Origin of the sequence: Microbacterium sp. che218 (assembly GCF_040436305.1) — a bacterium.
Taxonomy (GTDB): Bacteria; Actinomycetota; Actinomycetes; order Actinomycetales; family Microbacteriaceae; genus Microbacterium; species Microbacterium algihabitans.
The window spans coordinates 2,487,585-2,502,901 of the sequence record NZ_AP031501.1; the positions used below are offsets into that span (position 1 = coordinate 2,487,585).

General features: G+C 72.0%; 15 protein-coding genes and 1 riboswitch. Of the genes, 6 read left to right on the top strand and 9 right to left on the bottom strand.

The window, feature by feature from the left end; genetic code table 11:
* Window positions 1-64 precede the first annotated feature (64 nt).
* The 3 genes from fgd to cofG are packed head-to-tail and all read right to left on the bottom strand — an operon-like array spanning window position 65 to window position 4,940.
* A complete protein-coding gene (gene fgd / locus ABXS86_RS11790) occupies window positions 65-1,075 on the bottom strand; it encodes a glucose-6-phosphate dehydrogenase (coenzyme-F420) (RefSeq protein ID WP_251509368.1) in 1,011 nt (336 codons plus the stop codon).
* Window positions 1,076-1,119: 44 nt separating this feature from the next.
* Window positions 1,120-2,589, bottom strand: coding sequence for a flavin-containing monooxygenase (locus tag ABXS86_RS11795; protein WP_353664573.1), 1,470 nt, complete (start codon window positions 2,587-2,589; stop codon window positions 1,120-1,122).
* Window positions 2,586-4,940, bottom strand: coding sequence for a 7,8-didemethyl-8-hydroxy-5-deazariboflavin synthase CofG (cofG, locus tag ABXS86_RS11800; protein WP_353664574.1), 2,355 nt, complete (start codon window positions 4,938-4,940; stop codon window positions 2,586-2,588). The genes ABXS86_RS11795 and cofG overlap by 4 nt, the downstream gene beginning before the upstream one ends.
* Before the next feature lie 117 nt (window positions 4,941-5,057).
* Between cofG and ABXS86_RS11805 the strand changes: the two genes are divergently transcribed.
* Window positions 5,058-5,447 carry a hypothetical protein gene (locus ABXS86_RS11805; RefSeq protein ID WP_144831630.1) on the top strand — a complete coding sequence of 130 codons (390 nt, stop codon included), beginning with the start codon at window positions 5,058-5,060 and terminating at the stop codon, window positions 5,445-5,447.
* Window positions 5,448-5,501: 54 nt separating this feature from the next.
* On the opposite strand, the gene ABXS86_RS11810 is transcribed toward ABXS86_RS11805, so the two are convergent.
* The 3 genes from ABXS86_RS11810 to ABXS86_RS11820 all read right to left on the bottom strand — a co-directional run bounded on the left by ABXS86_RS11810 (window position 5,502) and on the right by ABXS86_RS11820 (window position 8,465).
* Window positions 5,502-6,320 (bottom strand): sulfite exporter TauE/SafE family protein, encoded by an 819-nt coding sequence (locus ABXS86_RS11810; protein ID WP_251509377.1) that lies wholly within the window; start codon window positions 6,318-6,320, stop codon window positions 5,502-5,504.
* A gap of 85 nt (window positions 6,321-6,405) precedes the next feature.
* Window positions 6,406-7,224, bottom strand: coding sequence for an ABC transporter permease (locus tag ABXS86_RS11815; RefSeq protein ID WP_307213952.1), 819 nt, complete (start codon window positions 7,222-7,224; stop codon window positions 6,406-6,408).
* Window positions 7,221-8,465, bottom strand: coding sequence for an ABC transporter ATP-binding protein (locus ABXS86_RS11820; RefSeq protein WP_353664575.1), 1,245 nt, complete (start codon window positions 8,463-8,465; stop codon window positions 7,221-7,223). Before ABXS86_RS11820 ends, ABXS86_RS11815 begins: the two co-directional genes overlap by 4 nt.
* A gap of 108 nt (window positions 8,466-8,573) precedes the next feature.
* Here ABXS86_RS11820 and ABXS86_RS11825 point away from each other — a divergent pair, with 108 nt between their 5' ends.
* From ABXS86_RS11825 to ABXS86_RS11845, 5 genes are read left to right on the top strand one after another with little or no spacing between them, the layout of a single operon-like run.
* Complete coding sequence (locus tag ABXS86_RS11825; RefSeq protein ID WP_353664576.1) at window positions 8,574-9,638, top strand: enoyl-CoA hydratase/isomerase family protein; 1,065 nt, start codon at window positions 8,574-8,576, stop codon at window positions 9,636-9,638.
* A 13-nt stretch (window positions 9,639-9,651) separates the two neighbouring features.
* Window positions 9,652-10,479: an LssY C-terminal domain-containing protein gene (locus ABXS86_RS11830; protein WP_353664577.1), complete on the top strand. Its 828-nt coding sequence runs from the start codon at window positions 9,652-9,654 to the stop codon at window positions 10,477-10,479.
* The gene (locus ABXS86_RS11835; protein ID WP_353664578.1) at window positions 10,476-11,081 is read left to right on the top strand and encodes a hypothetical protein; all 606 of its coding nucleotides are present in this window, start codon (window positions 10,476-10,478) and stop codon (window positions 11,079-11,081) included. The genes ABXS86_RS11830 and ABXS86_RS11835 overlap by 4 nt, the downstream gene beginning before the upstream one ends.
* A 42-nt stretch (window positions 11,082-11,123) precedes the next feature.
* Window positions 11,124-12,062 carry a DnaJ domain-containing protein gene (locus tag ABXS86_RS11840; protein WP_307207014.1) on the top strand — a complete coding sequence of 313 codons (939 nt, stop codon included), beginning with the start codon at window positions 11,124-11,126 and terminating at the stop codon, window positions 12,060-12,062.
* 59 nt (window positions 12,063-12,121) lie between these two features.
* Entirely contained in the window at window positions 12,122-12,304 is a 183-nt protein-coding gene (locus tag ABXS86_RS11845) for a DUF5302 domain-containing protein (RefSeq protein WP_144831654.1), read from the top strand.
* A 40-nt stretch (window positions 12,305-12,344) separates the two neighbouring features.
* Here the strand turns inward: ABXS86_RS11845 and thiD are convergent, their stop codons facing one another.
* From thiD to thiM, 3 genes are all read right to left on the bottom strand, one after another.
* Window positions 12,345-13,784 carry a bifunctional hydroxymethylpyrimidine kinase/phosphomethylpyrimidine kinase gene (gene thiD / locus ABXS86_RS11850; RefSeq protein ID WP_353664579.1) on the bottom strand — a complete coding sequence of 480 codons (1,440 nt, stop codon included), beginning with the start codon at window positions 13,782-13,784 and terminating at the stop codon, window positions 12,345-12,347.
* The gene (thiE, locus tag ABXS86_RS11855) at window positions 13,781-14,425 is read right to left on the bottom strand and encodes a thiamine phosphate synthase (RefSeq protein WP_307207009.1); all 645 of its coding nucleotides are present in this window, start codon (window positions 14,423-14,425) and stop codon (window positions 13,781-13,783) included. The genes thiD and thiE overlap by 4 nt, the downstream gene beginning before the upstream one ends.
* Window positions 14,425-15,222, bottom strand: a complete 798-nt coding sequence (gene thiM, locus ABXS86_RS11860; RefSeq protein ID WP_307207007.1) for a hydroxyethylthiazole kinase — start codon at window positions 15,220-15,222, stop codon at window positions 14,425-14,427. The genes thiE and thiM overlap by 1 nt, the downstream gene beginning before the upstream one ends.
* Window positions 15,214-15,305, bottom strand: a riboswitch (TPP riboswitch). Its footprint overlaps the gene before it by 9 nt.
* Window positions 15,306-15,317: the final 12 nt, after the last annotated feature.

Consider the following 15,317-nt stretch of genomic DNA (forward strand, 5'->3'; position numbering starts at 1 on the left):
GACATTCCCGTGCGGGGGTGGCGGGGTGCCGCGAAACGTGCAGCCCCCTCGCCACCCCGGCGCCTCAGGCGAACCGCTTGCGCAGGCGGGGCAGGATCTCCTCGCCGTACATGTGCAGGAACTCCTTCTGGTCGTGCCCGGGGTCGTGGAACACGAGGTGGCGGAAGCCGAGGTCGACGTACTGCGCGATGCGCTCGACGTGCTCGTCGGGGTCGGTCGAGACGATGAAGCGCGACGCCGCGCGCTCGATCGGCAGCTCGTTCGCGAGGCGCTGCATCTCGATCGGGTCGTGCACGCTCATCTTCTCTTCGGCGGTGAGCGCCAGGGGGGCCCAGAAGCGGGTCTTCTCCATCGCGGTGTCGTGGTCGGGGTGGTACGACACCTTCACCTCCATGAGGGTGTCGACGTCGTCGCGCGACCGGCCGGCCTTCGACAGGCCGTCGTCGAGGGCGGGCAGCAGCTTCTCGGTGTAGAGCTCGGGGTCTTTGCCGCTCGTGGTGATGTAGCCCTCGGCGATGCGGCCGGCCAGACGCGTGGCCGCCGGGCCCGAGGCGCCGATGTAGATCGGCACCTTCTGCTCGGGGCGGTCGTAGATCGTGGCGTCCTTGACCGAGTAGTACGTGCCCTCGTAGGTGACGCGCTCGCCGGCCCACAGCTCGTTGATGATCGTGATGGCCTCTTTGAGGCGCTGGAAGCGCTCGGGCGGCTCGGGCCACTCGAGACCCAGGGTCACCTCGTTGAGCGCCTCGCCGGTGCCGACGCCCAGCACGACGCGGCCGGGGTACATCACGCCGAGGGTCGCGAACACCTGCGCGATGACGCCGGGGTGGTAGCGGAAGGTCGGGGTGAGCACGCTCGTGCCGATGATGACGCGCTCGGTGCGCGCACCCAGGGCGCCGAGCCAGGGGAGGGCGTTGGGGGCGTGACCGCCGTCGTGCATCCACGGCTGCAGGTGGTCGGAGAGGAAGACCGAGTCGAAGCCGACCTCCTCGGCCAGCACGCCGAACTCGAGCAGTTCGTTGGGCCCGAACTGTTCGCTCGAGGCCTTGTAGCCGAATCTCAGGGGAACGCTCATGAGTCTCCTTCTGCGTGACGCGCGCACGGGCGTGCGCGAGGTGGTCAGCCGCGCACGGGGGTGTGCGCGGGTTCGAACTCCGACCCGTCGGCGCCGGTGAGGCGCTCGCGGAACGACTGGACGGTGCCCGGCCACAGCAGCGTGAGCCGGCCCGAGCGGGCATCGACGTACCAGTTGCGGCATCCGCCGGTCATCCAGGGGGTGGATGCCGCGGCGGCATCGATCTCCGCGGTGTAGGCCGCTTCAGCCTCGGGCCGCACGCGCAGCACCCGCTCGGGGCGGCGGTCGCGTTCGGCGAGGGCGCGCACCACGTAGGCGGCCTGCTCTTCGGCCATGAGCACGGCGGAGTTGTGGCCGAGGCTGGCATTGGGGCCGTTGAGCACGAAGAGGTTGGGGAAGCCGGAGACGACGGTGGAGCCGAACGAGGTCATACCCGCCGACCAGTGTTCGGCGAGGGTCTCGTCGTCGCCGCGCACGAGGTCGGCGTACGGCTGCTCGGCCGAGGCGAATCCCGTCGCGAGCACGAGCACGTCGGCCTCGTACCGTTCGCCGCTCGCGGCGGTCAGCGTCGAGCCGTCGACGGAGGCGAGCGCGGTGGGTTCGAGGGCCACGGCCTCCGACGCTACCGCCGGGTAGAACGCGTCGGAGAGCAGCACGCGCTTGCAGCCGAAGGCGTAGTCGGGGGTGAGCGCGGCGCGCAGCGCGGGGTCGGCGACCTGCGCGTGCAGGTGTGCGAGGGCGGCGTCGCGAGCGGCGGCGGATGCCACGGGGTCACCCGACCGCGAGGCGAAACGCTGCTCGCCCTCGGCGTAGAGCTCAGCCCGCAGGCGTGCCAGGGCGCCCGGGTTGTCGGCGAGGCGTTCGCGCTCGGCGAGGGGGATGTCGCCGCCGCCGCGGGGGACGATCCACGCGGGGGTGCGCTGGAAGAGCGTGACGTGCGCGGCGCGGCGTGCGAGTTCGGGCACGAGCTGCACGGCGCTCGCCCCGGTGCCGACGACCGCGACCCTCTTGCCGGTGAGGTCGACGTCGTGGTCGTACCGCGCGGAGTGGAACAGCGGCCCCGCGAACGACTCGAGACCGGGGATCGTGGGGACGAACGGCTCGGTGAGGCGCCCGCACGCGAGCACGAGCGAGCGGGCGAGAAGCTCCTCGCTGCCGGTGTCGATGCGCCAGACCGACGTCTCGGCGTCCCACGCGGCGCCGAGCATCGGTGTGCGCAGTCGCAGCTTGGCGCCCAGCCCTTCGCGGGCGGCGACGTCGCGCAGGTAGGCCTGGATCTCGCCGCCGGGAGCGAAGGTGCGCGACCAGCCCGCGTTCGGATGCGCGGCGAGGCTGTACAGGTGCGCGGGGACGTCGCACGCTACGCCGGGGTAGGTGTTGTCGCGCCAGGTGCCGCCGACGTCGGTCGCACGCTCGAGCACGATCACGTCGTCGCGGCCCGCTCGTCGCAGGGCGCCGGCCATCGCGAGGCCCGCGAACCCGGCCCCGACCACGACCGTGTCGATGGTCCTCATGCGGGATGCCCGTCACCTGGTCGGGGGGCGACCTGGTAGTCGGTGGTCCGCAGGCGGAAGGGACGCATGAGGCTCCGCGCGATGCGCTCGGCTGCCGTGACCGGCAGCTCGAGGCCCTGCTCGATGCCGGTGTCGGGCAGCACCCGACCGTCGGACAGGCTGCCGCCGAGGTCGTCGCCGCCGGAGCGCAGCAGCACGGCCGCGGCCTCGCGGCCGACGCGGGTCCACGGGATCTGCACGTGGGAGATGCTCCCCGACAGCGCGAGGCGCGACACGGCGACCATCGCGCGATGCTCGTCGATCGGACTGCGGCCCTCGACGAGCGCGACGTCTCCGCCGGGCAGGGGGATCGGCACGAACTCCGCGAAGCCGTGGGTCTCGGCCTGGATCTCGCGCAGGCGTCGCAGGTGCGCGATGCGCTCCTCGGCGGTCTCGACGTGCCCGTAGAACAGCACCGAGGTCGAGCGGAAACCGGCGCGGTGCGCGGCGGTGATGCCCTCGACCCAGCGCTCGATCTCGAGGTCGCCCGGGGCGACGAGGGCGCGTACGCGCTCGCTGAGGATCTTCACGCCCGTGCCGGGGACGGTGTCGACGCCGGCCTCGCGCATCGCCGCGAGCGTGCCGTCGAGCCCGAGCCCGCCGCGATCGGCGAGGTCGCGCACGTCGAGCGGTCGGTACGCGTGCACGTGGATGCCGGGAGCCCCGCGCTTCACCGCCCGCACGAGGTCGAGGTAGCCCGAGGGGTCTTCGTCGGGTCGGAGCGCACCCTGGATGCAGATCTCGGTCGCACCCAGGGCGGCGGCGTCCCGTGCGATCTCGGCGGCGTCATCGAGGTCGAACTCTCCCGTGCCGGTGCGGCCCGCGCGACGGAACCCGGTCGAGGTGAGGTTGCGGTTCTGCACGAGGGTGATGGGCTCACCGACGGTGTACCGGCGCGCGTCGTCCGCGGCAGCGGTGAGCTCGTCGAGCTCGGCGCCGGTGGCGCGAAGCAGTCGGGCCCAGTCGTCGTCGCCGAGGTCGAGAGGGGCGGATGCCGCCCGCTCGGCCAGGCGCTTCACGCCGGGGTCGACGACGCTCGCGCCCGGCGCCCCCGCTGCAGCCGGCGCGGCCGCGGGCTTCACATCGGCCGCGAGTCCCGTGGCATCCGCCAGGGCGCGGAGCGGAACGTGCAGGGCCGGGTCGATCCAGTTCTCGGCGTCGCCCACGTACTCGGGGTGCGCGGTCAGGCGCTCGTGGAGGACGTATCCGCGCGCTGCGGTCTGGGCGGCGAGGTCGTCGATCTGCGGCCACGGGCGCTCGGGGTTGACGTGGTCGGCGGTCAGGGGTGAGACGCCGCCCCAGTCGTCGATCCCCGCTTCGATCAGCAGCCCGAGCTCGCGCGGGTCGGAGAGGTTCGGCGGCACCTGGATGCGCATGTGGGCGCCGAACACGAGTCGCGCGACGGCGACGGCCGCCAGGTAGTCGTGCATGTCGGCATCCGGAGCCCCCTGCATGGCGGTGCGGGGCTTCGCGCGGAAGTTCTGCACGATGACCTCTTGCACATGCCCGTGCCGGTCGTCGCTCTCGCGCAGGGCGACCAGCGACTCGGCACGGTCGCGCACCGTCTCGCCGATGCCCACGAGGATGCCCGTGGTGAACGGGATGCCGGCGGCCCCGGCGTCGTCGATGACCTTCAGTCGCAGTGCGGGGTCTTTGTCGGGCGAGCCGAAGTGCACCTGGCCGGGCTCTTCGTACAGGCGGCGCGAGGTGGTCTCGAGCATCATGCCCATCGACGGGGAGACGGGCCGCAGGGCGGCGAGCTCGTCGGGGTGCATCACGCCGGGGTTGGCGTGCACGAGCATGCCGGTCTCGGCGGTGATGAGTCGGGCGATGTGCGCGACGTAGTCGATGGTCGAAGCGAAACCGTGCTCGTCGAGCCACGCGCGGGCCTCGGGCCAGCGTTCTTCGGGACGGTCGCCGAGGGTCAGCAGCGCCTCTTTGCAGCCCATCGCCTGGCCCTGGCGCACGACGGTGAGCACCTGCTCGGGGCTCATGTAGGCGGGCTTGCGCAGCAGGTTGAGCTGGCCGGGGGTGTCGACGAAGACGCAGTAGTGGCAGCGGTCGCGGCAGAGGGTCGTGAGCGGCACGAACACCTTGCGCGAGTAGGTGATGACGCGGGGACGACCGGCGTTCTCGAGCCCCTCGTCTCGCAGTGCCGAGGCCACGCGGAAGAGCGCGGGGAGCGGGGCGTGAAGGAGCGCCTCGGTCTCGTCGACATCGGGGCGATACCCCGTGGAGATCGCCGCCAGAAGATCGTCGATCGACGCGCCTCGGGCCGGTGCGACTCGCGGCGCAACGCTGCCCGTGCTCATTGGTCAAGGCTATCCCGCACCTCCGACATCGGGGTCGCGGGGTGCGGGCGGGTGATCGTTGTGCTCCTGTGAGGTGCCACGCCGATAGGGCGCGCTCACCGCTGGCAGGATGGATGCATGGTGACCCTGCTGCTCGATTCGACGCAGCTCGAGGTCGTGCTGTCGGCGACCGAGCGAGCGCTCTCCTTCCGCAAGAGCAACATCGTCGTGCCCCGCGAGAGCATCGACCGCGTGCAGTTGACCGACGACGCGTGGACGTGGATCCGCGGCGTGCCGAACCCCGGGATCAACCTGCCGGTCGCCGTGGGGGCGGGCACGTGGAAGTCGGCCGGGGGCAATGACTTCGTCATCATCCGCGGGCGCAAGCCCAGCGTCGTCGTCGACCTCGTCGGTCACGACGAGTTCGAGCGCCTGGTGCTCACCACCAAGCACGGCGTGGCGCTGCTGAAGGCGCTGCGTCTCGACGTGGCATCCGAGCCCGAAGACGTCGCCGACATCGTCGCCTGATCCCGCGCCGGAGTTCGCCCCGCGGGGACTCGGTGATTGCGCGGTCTCGGCGCGCTACGACGTGAACTGCGCGATCGTGTCCCACGCGAGCTTGACGATGAGCAGCGACAGCGTCACCAGGAACACGATGCGCACGAAGCCGCTGCCGCGACGCGTGGCCATGTGGGCGCCGATGAAGCCACCGGTGACGTTGAGCACGGCCATCGCGAGGCCCAGCACGAGGATGACCTCGCCGTGCACCCCGTACACCGCCAGGGCGGCGAGGTTCGTGGTGAGGTTGGCGATCTTGGCGTTGACGCTCGCCTGCAGGAAGCCGTAGCCGAGCACGCCGACGATGAGGATGACGAAGAACGACCCGGTGCCGGGGCCCAGGATGCCGTCGTAGAACCCGACCGCGAGTCCGATCGCCGCGGCGCGCCAGGCGATGGCGCGCGCCGCCGTGTGGCGCGGTTCGTGGTGCAGGCCCATCTTCGGCTTGAACAGCGTGTAGAGGCCCACGGCGACGACGGCGACGAGCACGATCGGTGTCAGCACCTCGCGCGGGACGTAGCGCGAGAGGGCCGCGCCCACCGTCGATCCGGCGAAGGCGCCGATCACGAGGGGCGCGAGCAGCACCAGCTGCACCTTGATCTTGCGCAGGTACACCCAGCTCGCCGAGAGCGTGCCGAAGAACGACGACAGCTTGTTCGTGCCGAGGATGAAGGGTGTCGCAACGTCTTTGGGCACCGCGATCACCAGTGCGGGGAGCTGGATCAGCCCGCCCCCGCCGACGACCGCGTCGACCCAGCCGGCGACGCCGGCGGCGACCAGCAGCAGCACGAGGGCTCCGACCGAAACGGGGAGCCACTCGGCGATCACCGGTCCATCGAGCACGATCGATTGTCGCCGACCCCGGCGGGCCTGCCAAATGCGGGTGCGCGGCGCGGCCGGGCGTTCGACCGGCGCGAGCCTGCGCGGCTCAGTCGATGTCGCGGCGCCAGGTGGTGAAGAGCCCGATCACGAGGAACAGCACGGCGTAGCCGAGCAGGGCGAGCCCGCCGACCCACCACTCGAGCGTCGCGGTTCCGGCGGCCGACACCGTGGCGAAGATCGTCTCGCCGACCAGGGCGTCGCTCGCCGCGCTCGGGAACCACTTGACCACGTCGCCGAATCCTTCGACGACACCGCCGACGGTGCGGACGATCGGCTCGATGAACAGCGTCACGGCCAGCACGATCACGATGGCGGCGACCTGGTTGCGTACGACCGTGCCCACTCCGATGCCCACGAGGGCCCAGAGTATGAACGCCAGGATCATGCGGCCCACGAGCACCCAGGTGTCGGACGAGCCGAGCTGCGTGTCGATGCCGAAGATCCCCAGCACGACGGCGCCGGCGCCGACCGAGGCGATGACGCCCAGGATGCCGTAGAGCAGGCCCACGACGATGCCCACGGCGAACTTGCCCCCGAGCACGACGCCGCGCCTCGGGGTGGCCAGGAACGTGGGGGTGAGCGTCTTGTGACGGAACTCGGTGGTCACCATGAGCGTGCCGACGAGGAGGGGGAAGACGTAGCCCACGGCGGTCGCCGAGCTGTAGACGAGGCGCGGGACGGCCGCCGCGGCGAGGGCCGGACCGGTCGCGCCACCGAGCTGTCCCGACGCGACGCCGCCGAAGACGAAGGCGAGCACGCCCGCCGTGAAGGCCACGTACGCGACGAGCACGATCGCGAGCACCCACCATCCGGCGGTGGAGAACTGCTTCGTGTACTCGGAGCGGGTGGATGCCAGGAGCGTCATCGCTGCCTCTCCTCGTTCTCGTGCGTCGGAGCGTCGGGTCGCGGGACGATGTCGATCACGCCGGTCGAGGCGACCGCGTACGAGCGGCGGGGGCTCTCGGCGGCGGGTGCGGATGCCACGCGGGTTGCCGCGCGGGTCGCCGCGCGCGGCGGGGCCATCACGGCGACCAGGGCGGTGGAGGGGCGGGGGTCGTCGGCGTCGTCGCTTCCGTCCGAGGGGGCGGATGCCGCGGACTCGGCGACCACGGGCTGTGCGGCGGGCGGCTCCGTGACGGCCGACGGGTCGTTCGGGGTCTCGGCATCCGGAACCTCGTCCGCCGAGGGCGGTGCGCCTGCGCTCGCGTGCACGCGCACCCCGCTGACCAGCTCGAGGAAGATGTCTTCGAGGCTCGCCCCCTTGCTCTGCAGGTTCGACAGGGCGACGCCGTTCGCCGCCGCCAACGCGCCGATCCCGATGGGGTCGTGGTGGCGGATGGTGAAGCCGTTGCGCAGCAGCTGGTACTCGATGCCCTGCTCGTCGAGCACGCGCGAGAGGGCGGGCCGGTCGGTCGAGTCGACGACGGTCGAGAACTCGTCGGGGTCGGCGAGGTCTTCGATGCCGCCCTGGAAGACCAGGCGGCCGCGCGAGATGATCAGCAGCGCGTCGACGGTCTGCTGCACCTCGGCGAGCAGGTGCGACGAGATCAGCACCGTGCGCCCCTCTTCGGCGAGGTGGCGCAGCAGCGAGCGCATCCACCGGATGCCCTCGGGGTCGAGTCCGTTCGAGGGTTCGTCGAGCACGAGCACGCCCGGGTCGCCCAGGAGGGCGGTCGCCAGCCCGAGGCGCTGGCGCATGCCGAGCGAGAAACCGCCGACGCGGCGCCCGGCGACGTCGGCGAGTCCGACCAGGCCCAGCACCTCGTCGACGCGGGCGCGGGGGAGCCTGGCGGCCTGCGCGTAGGCGGTGAGGTGCTTGGCGGCGGAACGGCCGGGGTGGAAGCTCGAGGCCTCGAGGGCCGCGCCCACGCTCTGCAAGGGGTTCTCGAGGTCGACGTAGCGCTTGCCGCCGATGGTCGCGGTGCCCGAGGTCGGGCGCACGAGACCGAGCAGCATGCGCAGCGAGGTGGTCTTGCCCGCGCCGTTGGGGCCGAGGAATCCCGTGACCTGGCCGGGCTCGATGCGCGCGGTGAGGTCGTCGACCGCCGAGACCGCGCCGAACCGTTTGGTGAGCCCGGCGAGCTCCAGGACCTGTCCGTCGGGCATACGGCACCTTTCATTCCGCGGGTGTTCAGACCATCTTCCCCGATCGGAGGCGGAAAAACCGTCATCGCGGGCCCGGACCCCCGAGATCGGTCTGTGTAACGTGGCATCGTGCACGCACAGCGAACCGACGACGACAGCGTCCTCGTGGGGGGTCGTGGCGGCCTCGGTCACCTCACGCTCAACCGGCCGCGCGCGATCAATGCCCTCGATCTCGACATGATCCGCGCGCTGAACGTGACGCTGGACCGCTGGGAGCGCGACACCGACGTCGACGTGATCCTGCTCGATGGGGCCGGTGACCGGGGCTTCTGCGCCGGCGGCGACGTGCGGGCGCTGCACGAGATGGTCGTGGGCGGCCGGGTCGACGAGGTGCACGCGTTCTTCCGCGAGGAGTACGCGCTCGACCACCGCATCGCCACCTCTGCCAAGCCCGTGGTCGCCATCGCCGACGGCGTCTGCATGGGCGGGGGCATCGGTCTCGCCGGTCACGCGGCGATCCGCATCGTGACCGAGCGTTCACGACTGGCCATGCCCGAGACGCGCATCGGGTTCACCCCCGACGTGGGCGGATCGTGGTTGCTGGCCCGGGCTCCCGGCCGACTCGGCGAGTATCTCGCCCTCACCGGGGGGACGATGGACGCCTCCGACGCCCTCTACGCCGGCTTCGCCGACCACATGGTGCCGACCGCGCACCTCGAGGCGCTCTACGAGGCGCTCGAGAACCGCGCCGACCCCTCGAGCCCCACCGAACTGGTGCTGCTGTTCGACGAGACGCCCGAGCCGTCGCGCTTCGAGACCGCCCGCGAGTGGATCGACGACGCCTTCGCCGCCGACGACGTCGCCGGCATCGTCGAGCGGCTGCGCGCCCGCCCCGAGACCGAGGCGCACGAGACGGCCGACCTGTTGGCGGCCTCGGCTCCCACGGCCCTCGCCGTCACGCTCGAGGCGGTGCGCCGGGCGCGCACCCTGCCGTCGCTGCGCGCGGCGCTCGCGCAGGAGTACGGCCTCGTGCTGTGGTTCGCGTTCACGCAGTCCGATCTCGTCGAGGGCATCCGCGCGCAGGTGGTCGACAAGGACCGCTCGCCGTCGTGGTCGCCTGCGCGGCACGACGACCTTCCGGCCGACCGCGTCGCCGCGGCGTTCGCGTATCAGCCGGAGCCGGAGCTGTGGTGAGGCCGGGGCGGTCATGACCGCGCGGCGACGCTGGTCGTTCGGTCGGGCCCTCGACGGGTTCTTCTTCGTCTTCGCCGGCCTCGCCGCCATCTGGCTCGCCTACCTGAGCTTCACCGCGTCGTTCTCGCTCGGCTGGGCGGGGATCGCGATGGTGGTCGCCTTCTGGGTGCTGCTGGCGTATCTCGTGCTGCCGCGGCTTCACCGCATCCTGACCGCGGTGTACGTGCCCGACTACTTCATGGGGCGCACGCGCACCTCCGACGGGCTGCTCGGTGATCCCGTCAACCTCGCGTTCCAGGGCGAGCGGGAGGCGATCGAGGCGGTGATGGCCGCCGCCGGGTGGATCCCCGCCGACCCCGTCAGCCTGCGCTCGTCGTGGCGCATCATCACGTCGACGCTTCGCCGGCGCAGTTACCCGCGGGCTCCGGTGAGCCCGTTGTTCCTGTTCGGGCGGATGCAGGATCTCGCCTACCAGCAGGAGGTCGCCGGGTCGCCGGCCCAGCGACACCACGTCCGGCTGTGGAAGTGCCCCGACGGGTGGCTGCTGCCGGGCGGGCGCCGGGTCGACTGGCTCGCGGCCGGCACCTTCGACCGTGCGGTCGGTCTGTCGTTGTTCACCCTGCAGGTGACGCACCGCATCGACGCCGACACCGACATCGAGCGCGACCACATCGTCGGCACCGTCCGCGCGGTGCCGGGGGTGGCGGTGGACGTGATCCGCGACTTCTCGACCGGCTATCACTCGCGCAACGGTGGAGGCGACAGCATCACGACCGACGGGGATCTGCCGATCGTCGACGTCTCGGCGGTCGGCGTCGGATCGGCGGAGGCGCGCACGTGAGCGCCCGGCGGGCCCCGCACAAGCGCGCCGCGTTCGAGCCCCTCGCCCCGGCCGTCACGGGCGCTCCCGACATGCACCGGCCCGCGGCCACCGTCGCCGGGGCGGTGCTGGTGTTCCTGCGCGCCGCTGCAGGCATGCTGTGGGCGCTCGGCGTCGCGTTCGAACTGCCGCCGTGGCTGCAGGCGGTGGCCGCGGCATCCGGAGACGCGTCCGACGGCTCGAGCCCCCTCACCCTCGCCGACTTCGATACGACGCCCGCGGTGTTCCTCGGCGTGCTCGGCATCGTCGCGCTGGTGCAGGTGGTCTTCGGGTCGTTCGTGCTCGCCGGGGGCAACGTCGCACGCGTCGTCGTCATGGTCATCTCGACGCTGTCGATCATCGGGTCGTTCATCGGTTGGTGGGAGTTCGGGCAGGACATCACCGTGCGCACGACCCTGCTCACGCTCAGCCTCGACATCCTCGTGCTGCTCGCCCTGTCGAGCCGCGACGCGGCGGCGTACGCGCGACGGCCGCGGAGGCGACGGCGCGCCCGGCGGCGCGATGGGGCGCGCACTCCATCTTCTCGGCGGGCGGTCGGGGCTCCCTCAGACTCGGCGGGATAGCCTGAAGGATGCCGCGCCCGTGCGGCAGGACGGATGACGCCAGTGTTCGACAGCCCCATGTCGCTTTCGGCATACGAGGTGCTCCGCGTGGCCGCCGACGTTGACGACGACGGACTGCGCCGCGCCTACCGGGTGCGTCTGCGCGAGACCCACCCCGACACCGGGGGAGACGCCGCCCTCTTCGTGCAGGTGCAGCGCGCCTGGGAGCTCATCGGAACCCCCGAGGCGCGCGATGCGTACGACCGGGGTCGCGGATCGAGCTCAGGGTCGGGTCCGACCGAATGGGGCGCCGGCTCCTCGGCATCCGCCCCCTCACGCCCCGCCGACACCCGGCCGCGCGCGCGTTCGCACGGTCAGCCCGGTGGCTGGCGACGAGAGCGCTACCTCGACCTGATCCGCGAATGGGTGGGCCGCGGGGTCGACATCGCCGATCCGTACGATCCTGCGCTCGTGCGCTCGGCTCCCCCCGAGATCCGGCACATCCTGGCCGATGCGCTCGCCGAGGAAGAGACCGCGCGCCTCGTCTCGGAGCTCGGCATGGGCTACACCGTCTGGCACGACGTGTTCGCCGATCGTGACGGGCGCGATCCCGAGCAGAAGCTCGACCACCTCGTGCTCGGTCCGAGCGGCCTGTACGCCATGCTCAGCGAGGACTTCGGCGGCCCGGTCGGCGTGCGTCGCGGCGAGATCACCGGTCCGAACGTGTTCGGCTCGCCCGTGACCCAACTCGTCTCTCGCGCACGCGTGATCGCCCGGTCGGCCGGCGTGCGGTTCAGCGGGGCGATGATCGTGCTGCCCGACGACGACGTGCTCGACGCCGTCACCGACCTCGGCAAGGTGCGCGGCACGCCCGTCGCCCTCGTCACCCGCAGCGCCCTGACGACCCTGTTGCGCCGCGGCATCGCCGGAGCGCGCGAGGTCGGCGGCACGGAGCTGTTCGACATCCGCACCCGGCTGCAGCAGCGCGTACGGCACGTCTGAGCGTCGCGACCCGGCCCCCGGCGGTGCGCCGACACCGCGGGCATGCCTAGGGTGGGGTCATGAGTACCGACGAGACCTCGGGTGCCTCGGCATCCGACGAGATGAAGCGAAAGTTCAAAGAGGCGCTCGCGAAGAAGAACGGCGCCCAGCAGTCGGGTCAGGCGCACCTCGACGGCCACTCGGCCGTGCAGGGCACGCACGCAGCCGTCACCAAGCGCGAGTTCCGACGCAAGAGCGGCTGAGTACCGCGCTCGGCGCGGGAGGGGGCGGATGCCGACTCCGTCAGCTCCCGCGCGAGAGCGGGGCCCCGAAGAAGTCCCTTTCGAGCGCCATCGAGCGATCGTAGGCGATGGCCATCGCGGCGCGCTCGGCCGGCGAGGCACGACGCGCTGCGGCATCCACGAGCAGGGACGCCCGCGCCGATGAAGCGGCGAACTCCTCGTCGCCGTAGGCCGTGAGCCAATCGGCGTAGGCGTGACCGTCGTCGAAAGTGCCGCGCCAGCGCGCCCCGATGTCGGTGTACAGCACGAAGCACGGCAGGATCGCGGCGACCAGCACGGCGTAGGAGCCCGTGGTCGAAGCCGTATGCAGGTGATCGGTGTACGCGAGGGTCGACGCCGCGGGCGACAGTCCCCGCGGATCGACGTGCGCCTGATGCAGTGCCGCCTCCTCGTCGAGGCAGGACACCGACGCGGTCGCCCAGAAACGTTGTTCGTCGACGGTGGGAGCGAGGGCCGCCGCCCGGGCCAGCACGCGGGAGTACTCGCGCAGGTACAGCAGGTCCTGACCCAGGTACCAGGCGAAGGCGTCTCGGTCGAGTGATCCGGATGCCAAGCCGCGCACGAATCCGCACGCGTCGACAGCGGTGCGCACATCTGCCGTCGCCCGCCACCGCTCGGCGCTGAACGACACCTCGAGGTCGATGTGCGGACGCAGCTCGTGCAGATGGTCGATGGGGCCGTTGCCGCGTCCGACGTGCAGGTGCTCGGCGTTCTCGAGCGCACCCGTGAGCCAGCGCTTCGCGCGGGTCAACGCGTCGGGCCACGATAGGCCGGACGCGGCGAGAGTGGCCATCGCCGACGACAGTGAGCACCCGGTGCCGTGCGTGTGGCGGGTGGCCACGCGGACCCCTGCGACCTCGTGCACGCCGGTCGCGTCGACGATGGCGTCCGGACTGTCGGCCCCCTCGAGATGGCCTCCCTTCAGCAGGACGCGTGTCTGCGCGCTCGCGGCCAACAATCGGGCCTGAGCGACGGCCGCGTCCCACGTCGTGGCGCGAGGCGCGCGGACGAGTACGGCCAGCTCGGCGAGGTTCGGGGTGACGAGGTCGGCCCGACGGCAGAGCGACCGAACGGCGTCTTCGGCGTCGGTGTCGAGCAGGCGGTCGCCGCTGGTGGCCACCATCACGGGGTCGAGAACGACGAGGGGCGGTCGGACCTGCGCGAGCCAGGCGTCGACGACCGCGACGATCGGAGCCGAGCCGAGCATGCCGATCTTCACGGCGTCGATGTCGACGTCGTCGCTCACCGCTCGCAATTGCGCTTCGAGGAACTCCGTCGGAGGAACGTGCACCGCCCGCACGCCGCAGGTGTTCTGGGCGACCAGAGCGGTGACCACGGCCATGCCGTATCCGCCGAACGCAGCGATCGACTTGAGATCGGCCTGCACGCCGGCGCCGCCGGTCGGGTCTGTGCCGGCGATGCTCAGCACGCGCACGCTCATGCGCCGGCCGTCCATGCGGCGCGCAGGGCGCGGACGACCGATCCCGGGTCGTCTGCCGCGCACACGGCCGATACGACGGCCACACCCGCCGCTCCGGCCCCGCGCAGCGCCGCGACGTCGCCCTCGCCGATGCCGCCGATCGCGACGCAGGGAAGAGGGGTGGATGCCGCGATCTCGGCGAATCCCTCGATGCCGAGCGGAGTCGGATGGTCGGGCTTGGTCTGCGTGGCGCGGATCACGCCGACGCCGAGGTAGTCGACTGTCCGCGCGGGCAGGGCATGTGCCGCCGAGAGGTGAGCGGTGGTGTTGGCGGTCCAGCCGATGAGGGCGTCGGGACCCAGGAGGGTTCGCGCGGCGTCGACGGGCAGGTCGCTTTGGCCGAGGTGGACACCGTCGACTCGCGCACCGCGCGAGCGTGCGGCGAGCACCACATCGAGGCGGTCGTCGACGACGAAGGCGCAGCGTCCGGCGATGACGTCGGCGAGGTCGAGGGTGCGGGCGAAGAGCTCGCCGCCCGGCGCGATCTTGTCGCGCAACTGCACGACCGTCACGCCCGCAGAGACCGCGGCATCGACGATGTCGCGCAGACGGGCGAAAGGCACGCGGTGGTCGGTGACGAGGTGCAGCGACAGGTCGGGCATCATCGATCGCCTCCCGCGCGTGCCTCGAGATCGTCGGGGCGGAGGGCCGCGAGTTCGTCGAGGAATGCCACCGCGAACGAGCCGGGCCCCCGTGACGAGAGGGCCGCGCGCTCCGACGCCGCCGCCCATACGGTGCTCGCAGCGACGGCGGCCTCGAACGGCGCGGTGACGGCGGCGAACGCGGCCATCGCCGCGCCGAGGGCGCATCCCCCTCCCGTGACCTGGGTGAGCAGGGCGCTGCCCCCGACGATCCGCGCCTCGCGATCGGCATCCACGATCAGGTCGATCTCTCCCGACACCGCGACCGTCGCGCCGGTGCGCCCGGCGAGGGCGACGGCCGCGTCACGCGCGTCGTCGGGGGAGTCGGTCGCGTCGACTCCGCGGCCGCCCGCCCCTGTTCCCGCGAGGGCGAGGATCTCGGAGGCGTTGCCGCGGATGACCGCCGGTCGCGACGCGAGCAGCTCGTGCGCCAACGCCGTGCGCACGGGCAGGGCTCCGACGGCGACCGGATCCAGCACCCAGGGAGTGCCGGCGACGACGGCCTCGCGCGCCGCGTCGCGCTGCTCGGCAGTCGGGGTGCCGAGGTTCACCAGCACGCCGCCGGCGATCCCGGCGAACATCCCGGCCTCGCCGGGGATGTCGCACATCGCGGGAGCCGCGCCGAGAGCCAGGAGTGCGTTGGCGGTGAAGTTCGTCACCACCGCATTCGTGATGCACTGCGTGAGCGGCGCGGCTCGGCGCACGGCTTCGAGGGCCTCTGCGGGGGTGGACGGAGACGACGACGTGCGAACGACCATTCGCGACATCCCTTCGCTAGTACGAACTAGATCAGGTTCGACGGGTGTGTTCTCAGCCCTGGCGGGCACCCCGTGTCACTGCGGGCGACGCTAGC